The sequence below is a fragment of the Acinetobacter sp. AND/436 genome (assembly GCF_049546925.1).
In the GTDB taxonomy this organism is placed as follows: domain Bacteria; phylum Pseudomonadota; class Gammaproteobacteria; order Pseudomonadales; family Moraxellaceae; genus Acinetobacter; species Acinetobacter indicus.
In genome coordinates this window covers 97,822-110,598 of record NZ_JBMXBO010000009.1, presented here as the reverse complement: position 1 = coordinate 110,598, position 12,777 = coordinate 97,822, and the positions used below count along the sequence as shown (strand labels likewise).

The window sequence follows — 12,777 nt, the reverse complement described above, 5'->3', positions numbered from 1 at the left end:
TACGCTTGCTAAATTAACAGCCGATGAACCGAATAATATGAACCATTCAGGAAAATGATATGAAGATTCTCATCGTGCTGACCTCTCATGACCGTCTGGGTGATACAGGCAAACAGACCGGTTTCTGGCTGGAAGAACTGGCCGCCCCTTATTATGCTTTTGTTGATGCTGGCGCCGAGGTGACCTTGGCCTCTCCTAAAGGTGGTCAACCGCCTCTTGATCCGAAAAGTAATGAACCCGATGCTCAGACCAAAGCCACCGAGCGTTTTAAGGCGGATACCGCCGCCATGCAAGATCTGGCGCAGACACACAAACTCAGTGAGGTGTCGATTGCCGATTTTGATGCCGTGTTTTATCCGGGCGGTCATGGACCCTTATGGGATTTGGCCGAAGACCCGGACTCCATCTCTTTGATTGAACAAACATTGCAAGCAAATAAACCGGTGGCGTTGGTCTGTCATGCGCCGGGAGTATTACGTCATGTCAAAGCACAGGATGGCCAACCGCTGGTCAAAGGCAAGACTGTAACCGGTTTTAGCAATACAGAAGAAGATGCGGTTGGGCTGACCAATGTTGTGCCCTTTTTAGTTGAAGATATGCTGAAAGAACACGGCGGACAATATTCAAAAGCTGAGGACTGGCAGGTGCATGTACAGCAAGATGGTTTGCTGATTACCGGACAGAATCCGGCATCCTCAGAGGCGACCGCAGAAGCATTATTGAAATTCTCGAAATAAGCATAGTCATCGACGTCATCGCTTTTTGTGCTTAATAGAAAACTCCTGAATGGATTATTCAGGAGTTTTTAAATTGTTCGGATTGAACAACTCTTGAAGAATGATGCCCACCGGTTCAAGCCAGCTGATGTCTAAACACTAAACATCAACGCCAAAGACAACAGCAAGCATAAAAATAACATAGCTGAAACCGCCTGCCAAAATCTAACAGGATTTTTATCCAGCAAGGAAGACTGAACCGGCTTTAAAAAATACCGGTTAGGATGCTTAAGATCATACAGAAATTCCGACAATACCTCATAGCGTTCATTTGGCATCAGGGCCAAGGCCTTATGCAAGGCTCCATCAATCCACACCGGAATATCTGGCCGATATTCTAAAATTGAATGATAACGCACCGTTTTTAGCTGTTTAAGCGTCTGACAACGCGCCAGTTCGGTGCCATAGGGTAACTGTTTGCTAAGTACATAATACAGTACCACGGCCAGTGAAAACTGGTCTGAACGGGTGGAAACCGGCCGCGAGCAAAAATATTCCGGCGCCATAAAGGCCAAGGTGCCCAAAGCCGCGGCATGTTGCGGCTGTGATTCGGAAATCCCCTTGACCAGGGTTGCACCAAAATCAATCAGTTTTAGCTCTAGCTGTGCATTCAGCATGATATTTTCAGGGCGAATATCCTGATGCAGCATGTCCAGCCGGTGAAAAGCCTGCAAACCTTTAATGATCTGTTCCGTAATCTGGATGGCGGTTTCAAGCGCAATCGGCTGGCGCTGCTGATGCAGCCAGGTATTTAAGGTCTGGCCAGATAAATATTCATAGGTTTGAAAATAATAAGATTTACTGCGCTGATGCGGATAGGCCGCTAAAACTTGTGGATGCTGAATCCGTTTCGCCACCCACTCTTCCAGCAAAAAACGCTCCAGTGCCTGCGCATCCTGGGTTAAATCCAGTGACGGAATTTTAATGACCAGTTGTTGCTGCCACGTTTCATCCCAAGCCAGATATAAACGGCTACGATGGTTCTGGTGCAGTACATTTTGAATCCGGTAGCCTTCAAACTGCTGACCTATGCTTAAATCCGGGGCCAGACTTAGCTGGTTGTGACTTGGCTGAAATTGTGACTGGGCCTGTTGTGGCAGCTGCTGTACCTGCACAATTTGCAGGGTTAAATTGTCAGGACTGCCCTGTGCATCAGCCAGATGGACCAGCATTTCTGCTACCTGGTCAAGATCTAAAGTTTCGGGGCTGTGAAGTGCCTCTATAATTTGGCTGTCCGACAGATATTCATATACACCATCGGTCATCAACAGGAAAATATCATTCTGTGCCAACGGCAGACTCAAATAATCCACCTCTACTTTCTGCGCCACGCCCAAAGCCCGGCTTAAATAGCTTTCCCGGGAAGATAACCAGACCCGATGATCGACACTGAGCTGTTCCAGCTGTTGCTCACGCAAGCGGTAAATACGGGCATCACCAATATGAAACAGATGTACAGTTTCATGTTTGAATACCAGCGCGCTAAAAGTGCAGACATAGCCGCGGTCTTTATCGACACGGCTCTGACTTTGCTGGGTCTGGGCATAGAGCCAGGAATTGGTGGCACGAATCACCCGGTCGACCGAAGTTTTGACGCTCCAGGAATCGGGCGTCGAAAAGTAATCGGCCAGAAAACTGGACACTGTGGTTTCACTGGCGATATGACTGACATTGCTGCTGCTAATGCCATCGGCAATGGCGCAGGCAATGCCCTTTTGCTGTGCCAGATAGCCCTCCGGAACAGCCGCGCCGTGAAAATCCTGATTGCTCTCTTTGCGGCCGGCAGCACTATATTGCCCAAGCCGAATTTGAAGTGAAGTCTGGTGTGAAGATGGCAAAGTGGACATGCGCTGATCTCAACTGGCTGGAATCTTCCCTGATTCCTGAACTCATCCTGTGGGCTTAAAACTTAGAACTCACGTTTTGGTGCAGTGCGGACATGCGTGGTGTAGAGTGCAAGACCAGTTAAAGCCAAACCACCCACCAAATTACCCAGCGCTACCGGTAACTCATTCCAGATAAAGTAGTCCATCACCGAGAAATCGCCGCCCATCATCATCGCGAACGGGAACAGGAACATATTCACCACCGAGTGTTCAAAGCCCATGGCAAAGAACAGCATGATCGGCATCCACATCGCAATAAACTTGCCACTAACGGTGGTCGACATCATCGCGCCAATCACGCCAAGCGACACCATCCAGTTACACAACATGCCGCGAATAAAAATCGTGATCCAGCCAGCTACGCCATATTCTTTGTAGCCTAGCGTCCGGTCTTCACCAATATGTGCAATCGCCAGACCGACCTTGTTTGGTTCGGTCGAAAAGCCGTAGGTATAGACCGCTGCCATCATCACCGCCACAATCAGCGCACCAGTGAAGTTACCGACAAAGACCACGCCCCAGTTTTTCAGGATTCTGGCCCAGGTCACGCCCGGACGTTTATCCAGCCAGGCCAATGGCGTCAGGACAAATACCCCGGTCAGCAGGTCATAGCCCAGCAGATACAGCATACAAAAGCCGACCGGGAATAATAATGCACCAATTAAAGGCACGCCGGTTTGCACTGCAATGGTGACCGCAAAAACCGCTGCCAGCGCCAGAATAGCCCCGGCCATGGTGGCGCGGATCAGCACATCACGGTTTGCCATATGTAGTTTCGATTCACCGGCATCCACAACTTTGGTTGCAAATTCGGAAGGTGCAAGATAAGCCATTGCGAGTACCCCTCAACGATTGAAATTTAGCGGTGGGATGATTTGCAAATAAAAAGCGCCCAAGACGACTTTCACGTCTTAGGCGCCATTGCCTGAATCATCCAGCATGTTTTAAAAATTTATGGCGTCGTTGCCATCAGTTCAGTGGAGATACAGCAAGGAACGTACCAACTTTGTGTGAAAGATAAATTTACGCCATGGTCAGATTCAAGATCTGAGCTGATTTTAAGCTGGCATACATTGTGCTTTTCCCTTCTCAGTGTTTTAGCCATAAGCAGTTGAGGAAATAGATATGATTAGCCACCGCCAACAAGTAACAGACATGATTTTATCTGCCAAGGTACTGAACAATATTCAGTGGTCCAGTGTGGCGCAGGAAATTGGTTTATCCAAAGAATGGGTGACGGCAGCCTGTTTGGGGCAAATGGCCTTGAATAAGGAACAGGCCGAAAAAATTGGTCAGATATTTAACCTGAGTGATGAAGCCGTGGCCTGGCTACAGATTGTGCCGTATAAAGGCTCCCTGCCGACCAGCGTTCCGACCGATCCTTTAATTTACCGCTGGTATGAAGTGGTAAATGTCTATGGTTCTACCATTAAAGAGCTGATTCATGAAGAATTTGGCGACGGGATTATGAGCGCAATTGATTTTAGTATGGATATTCAACGGGAAAGCCATGAAAATGGCGACCGGGTAAATGTGGTGCTATCCGGGAAATTTTTGCCCTATAAATCCTATTAAGATGAGTTTGTGTTGAGCTTAAAACTCTAAGCAATCACAAAAATCTGCGCTTACCTTATTCATAAAGGTGATCAAGTAAAGATCAAAACCACATTCATTCCCCCATAAAAATAGGCTTAATCTTCCCGGACAAAAACGATTGCTGTTTTATCCGGTCAGATTAAGCCTATGTTTTTTAGCAAGCTGTACTAGTCCGAGGTAAAGCGTCCATAACGGTCGCGTTTACGCGTGCTGGAAGATGAGCTGCGGCCACGGCGATCGTCATCATCATCGTCGCGGTTGCGACCACGGCGATTGTCATCGTTTATATGACTTCTGGCGCCGGCACGGCGTGCTTCTTCTGACGTAAACTCATGCGCATTGCCGCTGGCATGGGCTGCGCGCCCACCACCACTGGCAATTTCTCTTTGTTCATCTGGATCCATACTCGCAAATCCACGATTTGAAGTACCCTCATTACGTGTATTGGCCATGATTCACCCTTCCTGTTATTTATTTTGATTGTCTATGTTGCGACTCTTTTAAGATAAGAGTGAAAATTAAAATAAACAGCTAGGCTTTGTTTCAGATCATTGGAATGTAGCAGGTCTTTTTTATTTTAAAAAATTAACAGGCTGTATTTAAAATAGTAAAATTTTATTCCTTTAAATATCTTTTTAAATTTTTTACTATTTTTATATTTCAGCTGTTTTTATTTACAAAATTAAATAATAGACGCGTTAAGATGAGGTAGTTTATTTTTCTAAAAATAAAAAATATTTAAATAGATTCTATAAATTTTAAATATATTCTCTAGTCCCTTGATTTCACTTTTTATTGTCTTAGTTATTGCTGCTTAAATATAAAAAAAGCCAGTCAGTGAGCGCTGACTGGCAAAAAAGGAAGACACAGATAAGTAAGTGAATGTCCGATTTAGTCGACCTGGGTAAAGCGATTTAAGACAGCAATCGACAGCAGCAATAAGGCCACCAGCGCAAAGACGGTGCTCAGGCCAATGGCTTCACTTAGGAAACCGACCAGCGCCGGGCCACTTAATGAACCGCTATAGGCAATGGTCGATACCAGCGATAAAGCAGCCGCTTTAGGCATAATATTCTGACGTCCGACACGAGAGAACATCACTGGTACAATATTGGAACAACCAAAACCGAGTAAAGCATAGCCCAGCAGGACCACCGCCCAGTGCGGCGCCATCACAATAATGCCTAGACCCAAGGCCGCACACAGCGCGCTATAGGTGATGATGTTTTTCTCGCCCCACATTCTTAGTAAGCGACGTCCAGAAAAACGGCCGATGGTCATGGTAATGGCAAAGAAGGTATAGGCCAGACCGGCAAAAGAAGCGTCCATCCCAAAGTTGCTGACCAGATAAATCCCGCTCCAGTCCATTGCTGAGCCTTCTGATAAAAAGGCAATAAAACAGACCAAACCAATTAACAGAATCATCGGGCTTGGGCGAAATTTCTGCTTCGCTGATGGTGCGGTGTCTTCTGGGGCTGTGTCTGATTTTTTCTCAATTTCAGACAGGCTGTTGGGAACGGCCAGAATGGCAATAAAGGCCAGCACCGCGCTCATGATTAAAGCGCTCATTAGCGGTGAAACACCCAATGACAGCAGCACAGTCACAGTCAGCACACCAAGTAAACCGCCCAGACTGCACATACCATGGAAGCTGGACATCATATTTTTCAGGCTGTTCTTTTCAACAATCACCGCCTGTAAATTAATGGCCACACCAAATGCACCCACCGCGGTCCCAAAGATAAACAGCACAATTGCCATGCTTAAGGCAGTACCAAATACCGTCAGTAACGGCAAAATGATCATCGCTGCAACCAGCGCAATCCCGATTAAAATACGGCAGCCAATACGCTGGATTAACAGACCGGCCGCAGGCATGGCCAGCATCGATCCAATCCCCATACAGAGTAGCAACAGGCCAAAGTCTGCATGGTTTAAAGAAAGACGTTGTTGTGCAAATGGAATGAGCGGTGCCCAAGATGCCGTACTTAAACCCAGACCAAAAAAGCTGAGTTTGGTTGCCAGACCTTGTGCATTGAGCTGGGCAGATGCATCGACGACTGTGGTTTTGGAAAACAACATGTATGTGCCACCTTCTAAAAACAGGGCATCCCATTCCAAAAAATTGTCCATAGAAAAACCCCTGCACACTTATAGGAAAATCTATAAACTTGCAGGGGCTTTTGTTGGCGGAATTATACACAATTCACAGCACTGTACAGCCCTTTTTTGTCTATTTTACAAACAATTTTGTAATGACAAAAAGTACTTCATTTTTATCGTTTTTTTGAAAAATTCCAGCTGCAATATTTTTATATAATCATTTAAAAACAAATGCTTAATAGGTTGATTGTTTTATTCAATCAGTTTAATGAGTTTTAGTGATTGCCTGAAAATTGGCTTACATACAGATACACAGCCCTGCCCTTTCAGTTTTGATTATTCCGACCGCTCAACCAGCTAGCTGTTTCAGGATTAAGCGTTTAAACCAATAAGTAGCTAGAGATCTTCTGTAGTTTATAATTTTTATTTAAAAATAATAAAATGAGATTTATAAATATATGATTTTTGATTATCTCAACTCATCTATTTCAATATAACAATAGCTTTAATTATTTAAATTTAGCCTCAATCATTTAGATATTTCATAATGTGTAATATATATCTGCATGTAGTGAATTGTTATACTCTATGGCGGAGTTGTTTCGATTTTAAATAAAGCTATTTTTATCTCTTTGAGGCGTTTAAATTAAATAGAGATATTTATTTCATCTGAATTGGAGTAATAAAAATGGCTGATATTAATTTAAATAACATTCAGAAACATAGCGAAGTTATTGCCTCATGCGGCACCCATGTCGGTACGGTCGATCATCTGGAAGGCAGCGATAAAATCAAACTGACCAAGCAGGATTCTGGCGATGGGATGCACCATTACATTCCGATCTCTTGGGTGGAAGAAATTCGTGGCAACCAGATTATCCTGAACAAGAATTCTGAAGAAGTCACCCGTCAGTGGGAAGCGGTATAACTTCTAAAAAGCACGATCTGCCCAGACTCGTGCTTTTTTATCGCTAACGATTTCATCTGATTGAGCAAAACAATAAATCGACCCTAAAATTTGGAGAACTCCATGAATCATTATCCTGACAGCCCATCTCCGAAAGAGAAACAGGAGCATCAGCCCGGTGTGCAATATAAAATGACGCCCGAACCTGAAATTATTAAAAGCAATTATCAGGGCAGTCAAAAACTCAAAGACAAGGTAGCTTTAATTACCGGCGGTGATAGCGGCATCGGCCGATCTGTGGCGGTGCTGTTTGCCCGCGAAGGTGCCAATATTATTATTCCCTATTTAGAAGAAGATCAGGATGCGCAAGACACCAAGCGACTGGTTGAGCAGGAAGGTCGTCAATGTCTGCTGATTCAGTGTGACCTGCGCCAACATGCGGCAGTGCAGCAGATGGTCGATCTGGCTTTGCAGCAGTTTCCGCATATTAATATTCTGGTCAATAATGCTGCTGTGCAATATCCACAAAAAACCATTGAAGATATTAATCCCGAACAGCTGCATAAAACCTTTGAAACCAACCTCTACCCGCTGTTTTATGTGACCCAGTTACTCATTCCTCAAATGCAGCCCGGTGACAGTATTATCAATACCACCAGTATCACCAGCTATCAGGGCCATAATGAGCTCATTGATTATGCCAGTACCAAAGGGGCTATTACTGCCTTTACCCGTAGCCTGTCGACCAACCTGCTAAAAAATAAAACCGGGATTCGGGTGAATGGTGTCGCACCCGGCCCAATCTGGACGCCGTTAATTCCAAGCAGTTTTGATGAAGAACAGCTAAAAGGTTTTGGTGAAGATACCCCCATGGGCCGTATGGGTCAGCCAAGTGAAGTTGCGCCAGCTTATCTGTTTTTAGCCTCCGATGAAGCCAGCTATATTTCCGGTCAGGTGATTCATGTCAATGGCGGTACCATTGTCAATGGTTAACAGCATTTAAAGGCACACAAGCAATGTAGATAATATTTTGAGTTTTATTGAAACATGCAGATCTATACAGGAGTGAAACTGATGTCTAGAGGTGATAAGTCGGCCTATACCGACAAGCAGAAACGTCAGGCCCGCCATATTATTGAATCGGAAAAAGAGCGAGGCCATTCCGAAGAAGAAGCAGAACGCATTGGCTGGTCTACCGTCAATAAACAGGATGGCGGCGGTAAAAAGAAATCCCACTAAATGCCCTTCTGTTCTGCTGGAACCCTTTTAAACTTCTATAAAAATGCCAATCCTTAGGATTGGCATTTTGTTAGGTGATGACAAGTAGTCATCAAATTTTATTGAATCTGCTGCAGTGCTTGCGGGAATAAAAACTGGGTCAGTTGACGCGTGGCCCATAAACCAGTGGGATTATGATGCTGATGCGGCGCCAAGTAAGGCAATAGCAGATTGATTTTTTCTTCCGCGCTACGCGCCAGTTTTAATTGCTGCTGCAAGGCCTGCTGTTCGCTTGAATTGAAATAATCGACAATATAATCATCGACCTGCTGCACCGGGGTTACTGCCTTAAACGGCGCACGGCGTTCAGTATAGGCTTGGGCAATCCAGTCATAAATAATCTGCTGTTCAGCGACTGAAAATACACCGAACATTTTGCCTTCTTCATTGTGAATCAGCTGCCAGAAGCGGCTTTCACTCGGATGCTGGCCGCGTTTAATCCACTGTTTATCCTGTAATACCTGAAGGAACTCGATCACTTTCTGGTCATTGCTGAGCCATTCATTCACCGATGCCTGGGCAAAGCGGCAACGGTTATTATGAATCAACTTGCCGACCACAGCTTTTTTCTTGAAAATCTTTTCAATCAGCGGGGTTAAATCACTGTTTTTAATAATTTCCGTAGAGCCTAGGCCAACATCATTCAGGGCATAGCCACGTTTCAGTTTTTCAATAAACTCTGTTTTATTGGCGGCCTGACTATAAGCATATTCCAGCGCAGCGACTGAACGATGCGCGTGACCATTGTCCAGGTTATCAATGGTAATGTGCACATTAAAATACTGATGATCCAGCCCCAGCTCGGCCAGTTCATAATTACTGATCAGCAAATGCAACGGCAACTGTTCATAGCCTAAATTAAAACCAATCACTTCCGGCAGATATTGCTGCGGCGCATAGGCCAGCGCCAGTTGCACCACGGGCTGATAATAGTATTCATCTTCCAGTCCTTCGACCAGATCTTGCAGATTCAGACTGCTGAGCAATTGCTGATACATCGACACGTGATTGGCTTTGGCTGAACCGAGGCCCAGCTCTTCCAGATAAATCATGATCAGATGCTGAAAATTCGGATCAGACCAATGTTTTAAGGTGCTATACAGCCAGGAACCATCGACATATTTTACTGGCGCGACTTTCACCAGAAAGTCATAGGCTGCTGCTACATGCTGAAAGTATTCACGCTGACCACCAGCCTGACGCCGGCTTAAATACTGCTGATAGCGTTCACAATTCTGCATATTCTGCTGAAAAAGCCAGTCTTTGATCTGGACTGGCTCATCGGGTAAAGGAATAGATGGGGGATCTATCTGGTGAAGCTCGCGCTGTAAAAGCTGGGCCGAAAGCTTTTCTTTTTCTGGTGCTGGCGTGCTTTCATCCAGAAAGAAATGAAACAGCTCCCGATAGCTTTTTTGTCGTTCGAGTTTTAAGGGGCGATAACTGTTCTGAGAGACAACTGACATCTTGTTATTTTCCATTATTTTTCACTCAAACCAGCTTAGGAGATTCGCCAAAATCACCATAGTTCAGTTTTGTTAAACCACGTTAACTTGCCAGCTGCTCAAAAATAAAGCGCAGAGATATCAGAAATTTATAAAGATAATTCAGTTACATAATCGGCAAGACCGGGCGTTTTTTCTGTAAAAATAGCTCATGCTCCTGTAGCGCTGTTGCACTCAAGTTTGAGTCTTGAGTAAAAAATGCAGCAGTTATGCAAAATAAAAAAGACCAAAAGACATCTTATCTTCTGGTCTTATAAAAGCTGGCTAAAATCTGCTGTTACTGGAATTTGGCTTTCAGCTGGGCCAGACAGGTACGAATCAGGTGACCGCCCTGCCCGATTTTGTCCTGCCAGTGATTTGGCACCGAACACTTGGCCAGACGCACCCAGACACTGGAAAACTGCTGGATAAAATTGGCTTCATTATAATGAATACCATATTCTGCACACAGCGCTTTAATTTTTGGCGCTACTTCGGCATAACGGTTGGCCGGCATATCCGGAAATAAATGGTGCTCAATCTGATGGCTTAAATTTCCACTTAAAATATGCAGCCACTGGGTGCCACTAAAATTACTCGAACCGCGAATCTGGCGGATATACCATTCAGCCCGGCTTTCATTTTCGGTGTTGTCGGCTTCAAAATTTTCCGCATCTTCAGTGAAATGGCCGTTAAAGATCACCGCGGATGCCCACAGGCTGCGAATCACATTGGCGACAGCATTGCCGGCAAAAACCGGAATGGCATTTGGCCCGGCAAGCAGCGGGAAAAAGACATAATCTTTGACCACCTGACGGCGCATTTTCTTTCTTAAACCGGCCGCTTCATCCCAGACCTGTTTCCAGGTTTTGGTTTTATAAACCAGTACATCTTCTAAATGCAGACGTTGCAGCCCCACATACCATTCAAAAAATACCATCAGCTGAATGGCCAGCGGAATATTCATCAGAAAACGCGGTTCCCATTTTTGCGCTTCGCTAACCCGTAGCAAGCCATAGCCGACATCGTGGTCTTTGTCGACAATATTGGTATAGGTGTGATGAATATAGTTATGGGTATATTTCCAGTCGTCTCCGGTGGCAATGGTGTCCCAGTCATAACTGGCACCGTTCAGGGTCGGATCATTCATCCAGTCAAACTGGCCATGCATGACGTTATGACCCAGCTCCATATTTTCAACAATTTTGGATAATCCTAGTAAACCAGTCCCCAATAACCATACTGGCGGAATCCAGCCGCCAAACATCAGCATCCCACGTGAGGCAATTTCACTATAGCGGACAAAATTACGGATTTTATAAATATACTGGGCATCTTTCTCGCCCAGATCGTCCATGACTTCACGGCGGATGGCTTCCACTTTGGCACCAAATTCCTGAATCTGAGCCTCGGTTAAATATTTTGACTTGCTGTTCGGATGTAACGCGGCAGGCATATTCATGTGATGTTCCCTCCAGATTATAAGTTAATCACGACAGGACTGATTGCCTGCGTCACACAAAGTTTGATTTGGGTATTATGGTTATGGTCAATTTCACCGGTCAGCAGATTACGCACGCTGCCGCTGACTTTGGTACAGGAACAGGTATTGCAAATACCCATGCGACAGCCATGGGCCGGTCTTAACCCGGCGGCTTCGGCACTGTCCAGCAAATTGCTGTTGGCCTGAAAATCCTGCTGCGAGCGCAAGAACTGCACCGGCTGCGCCTCCAGAGTTTCATCTGCGGTCATTTGAAAATACTCGGAATGAAACTGCTCGCTTAAATCCAGCTGCTGACAAATCTGCTGGGCGGCCTGCATCATCGAGGCTGAACCACAAGCATAAATATGTCGCTCACCCAGTTGCTCGACCGTGTTTTGCAGTAAGCTCAAAGACAGATGCTGATGCTGTTCTACAGTATTAAAATGATGATATTTAAAATGCGGATACATCAGCGCCAGGGTTTTAATTTCGGCATGGAAGGCATCATCCCGGGTGAAATACAGCAGGTCTATCGGCTGGGTCGAGCTGACCACGGCTTTTTGTAATAAGGAATAAATGGCGGTAATCCCACTGCCCGATGCAATAAAACATAAAGATGGAACTTGTGCCGGCAGCACAAAATTGCCCTGCGGCTGGGACAGCTCCACCACGGCCCCTGCCGGTAACCGGGTCAAGGCATTGGACATTTTGCCTTGCCGTTTGATGGCCAGAATCACATCGCCGTTATCGAGCAAAGTGACAATGGAATAGCTGCGCTGCTGGCGGACCCCATTCATCGCCAGCGTGATCAGAATACTTTGTCCGGCCTGAAAACGCTGTGCCTGAAAATTCTGGTTGGGACGTAAATGAATTTTATAAAAGTCTGGACTTAATGCCTGAATTTCAACAACGCAGGCTTTGACTTTTTTCAATGCCCAGACTGGATTTATTTTTTCTGCAATAAAATCAATAAAATCTTCTCGAATCCACTCGGGTTTATACTCTACAGAAGTGCTCATAGCGGCCTCATGATTTTTTCAGTGAACGGATGTTCTTTTTTTAATGTTCATGCCCACTATATAGATTCATGATCTCGATTCCATGTGAATGCAGGACAAAACTTGTCTTTTCCTTATGTTTTAGCTGGTTTTGTCTGACAAGATTCTGCACTTTTTCGGTCCCGACTTCGATGGGAGAAGTTTTATTGTTCTGATTTGCTTTTGTGCAGGCGCAGGATTTTTCATGAAAATGTCGTATGCTTTTGTCA

At 45.2% G+C, this 12,777-nt stretch carries 11 protein-coding genes and 1 pseudogene; 5 read left to right on the top strand and 7 right to left on the bottom strand.

Translation table 11 applies throughout. The annotated features are described in order from the left end of the window. The first annotated feature begins 59 nt into the window (after positions 1 to 59). Positions 60 to 737, top strand: a complete 678-nt coding sequence (locus ACPEPR_RS08980) for a type 1 glutamine amidotransferase domain-containing protein (RefSeq protein WP_423562323.1) — start codon at positions 60 to 62, stop codon at positions 735 to 737. Positions 738 to 868: 131 nt separating this feature from the next. Here ACPEPR_RS08980 and ACPEPR_RS08975 read toward each other — a convergent pair whose 3' ends face one another. Then, a complete protein-coding gene (locus ACPEPR_RS08975) occupies positions 869 to 2,623 on the bottom strand; it encodes a protein kinase domain-containing protein (protein WP_423562322.1) in 1,755 nt (584 codons plus the stop codon). Between the two features lie 62 nt (positions 2,624 to 2,685). Beyond that, a complete protein-coding gene (locus ACPEPR_RS08970) occupies positions 2,686 to 3,495 on the bottom strand; it encodes a formate/nitrite transporter family protein (protein ID WP_005178046.1) in 810 nt (269 codons plus the stop codon). Positions 3,496 to 3,787: 292 nt separating this feature from the next. Here ACPEPR_RS08970 and cynS point away from each other — a divergent pair, with 292 nt between their 5' ends. Next, positions 3,788 to 4,237 carry a cyanase gene (gene cynS / locus ACPEPR_RS08965; protein ID WP_005178047.1) on the top strand — a complete coding sequence of 150 codons (450 nt, stop codon included), beginning with the start codon at positions 3,788 to 3,790 and terminating at the stop codon, positions 4,235 to 4,237. A 209-nt stretch (positions 4,238 to 4,446) separates the two neighbouring features. Here cynS and ACPEPR_RS08960 read toward each other — a convergent pair. Next, positions 4,447 to 4,710, bottom strand: a pseudogene (locus ACPEPR_RS08960) (KGG domain-containing protein); the annotation flags it as partial. A 439-nt stretch (positions 4,711 to 5,149) separates the two neighbouring features. Next, the gene (locus ACPEPR_RS08955) at positions 5,150 to 6,391 is read right to left on the bottom strand and encodes an MFS transporter (RefSeq protein WP_016658127.1); all 1,242 of its coding nucleotides are present in this window, start codon (positions 6,389 to 6,391) and stop codon (positions 5,150 to 5,152) included. A gap of 658 nt (positions 6,392 to 7,049) precedes the next feature. Between ACPEPR_RS08955 and ACPEPR_RS08950 the strand changes: the two genes are divergently transcribed. The 3 genes from ACPEPR_RS08950 (at position 7,050) to ACPEPR_RS08940 (ending at position 8,507) form a co-directional block, all read left to right on the top strand. Continuing rightward, a complete protein-coding gene (locus ACPEPR_RS08950; RefSeq protein ID WP_104471337.1) occupies positions 7,050 to 7,289 on the top strand; it encodes a DUF2171 domain-containing protein in 240 nt (79 codons plus the stop codon). Positions 7,290 to 7,379: 90 nt separating this feature from the next. Next, positions 7,380 to 8,261: an SDR family oxidoreductase gene (locus tag ACPEPR_RS08945; protein ID WP_423562321.1), complete on the top strand. Its 882-nt coding sequence runs from the start codon at positions 7,380 to 7,382 to the stop codon at positions 8,259 to 8,261. 81 nt (positions 8,262 to 8,342) lie between these two features. Then, positions 8,343 to 8,507 (top strand): hypothetical protein, encoded by a 165-nt coding sequence (locus ACPEPR_RS08940; RefSeq protein WP_016658124.1) that lies wholly within the window; start codon positions 8,343 to 8,345, stop codon positions 8,505 to 8,507. Between the two features lie 98 nt (positions 8,508 to 8,605). Here the strand turns inward: ACPEPR_RS08940 and ACPEPR_RS08935 are convergent, their stop codons facing one another. The 3 genes from ACPEPR_RS08935 to ACPEPR_RS08925 form a co-directional block, all read right to left on the bottom strand. After that, the gene (locus ACPEPR_RS08935; RefSeq protein WP_423562320.1) at positions 8,606 to 10,009 is read right to left on the bottom strand and encodes an iron-containing redox enzyme family protein; all 1,404 of its coding nucleotides are present in this window, start codon (positions 10,007 to 10,009) and stop codon (positions 8,606 to 8,608) included. A 316-nt stretch (positions 10,010 to 10,325) separates the two neighbouring features. Next, positions 10,326 to 11,489: a fatty acid desaturase family protein gene (locus tag ACPEPR_RS08930; protein ID WP_005178063.1), complete on the bottom strand. Its 1,164-nt coding sequence runs from the start codon at positions 11,487 to 11,489 to the stop codon at positions 10,326 to 10,328. A 17-nt stretch (positions 11,490 to 11,506) separates the two neighbouring features. Then, positions 11,507 to 12,529 (bottom strand): ferredoxin reductase, encoded by a 1,023-nt coding sequence (locus ACPEPR_RS08925; protein ID WP_180057677.1) that lies wholly within the window; start codon positions 12,527 to 12,529, stop codon positions 11,507 to 11,509. Between the last annotated feature and the right edge of the window lie 248 nt (positions 12,530 to 12,777).

Bases quoted from the DNA above. Each gene is read 5' to 3' on its own strand.
- ACPEPR_RS08935 (WP_423562320.1), bottom strand. From the start codon at position 10,009: ATGTCAGTTGTCTCTCAGAACAGTTATCGCCCCTTAAAACTCGAACGA.
- ACPEPR_RS08930 (WP_005178063.1), bottom strand. From the start codon at position 11,489: ATGAATATGCCTGCCGCGTTACATCCGAACAGCAAGTCAAAATATTTA.
- ACPEPR_RS08970 (WP_005178046.1), bottom strand. From the start codon at position 3,495: ATGGCTTATCTTGCACCTTCCGAATTTGCAACCAAAGTTGTGGATGCC.
- ACPEPR_RS08950 (WP_104471337.1), top strand. From the start codon at position 7,050: ATGGCTGATATTAATTTAAATAACATTCAGAAACATAGCGAAGTTATT.
- ACPEPR_RS08955 (WP_016658127.1), bottom strand. From the start codon at position 6,391: ATGGACAATTTTTTGGAATGGGATGCCCTGTTTTTAGAAGGTGGCACA.
- ACPEPR_RS08940 (WP_016658124.1), top strand. From the start codon at position 8,343: ATGTCTAGAGGTGATAAGTCGGCCTATACCGACAAGCAGAAACGTCAG.
- cynS (WP_005178047.1), top strand. From the start codon at position 3,788: ATGATTAGCCACCGCCAACAAGTAACAGACATGATTTTATCTGCCAAG.
- ACPEPR_RS08925 (WP_180057677.1), bottom strand. From the start codon at position 12,529: ATGAGCACTTCTGTAGAGTATAAACCCGAGTGGATTCGAGAAGATTTT.
- ACPEPR_RS08980 (WP_423562323.1), top strand. From the start codon at position 60: ATGAAGATTCTCATCGTGCTGACCTCTCATGACCGTCTGGGTGATACA.
- ACPEPR_RS08975 (WP_423562322.1), bottom strand. From the start codon at position 2,623: ATGTCCACTTTGCCATCTTCACACCAGACTTCACTTCAAATTCGGCTT.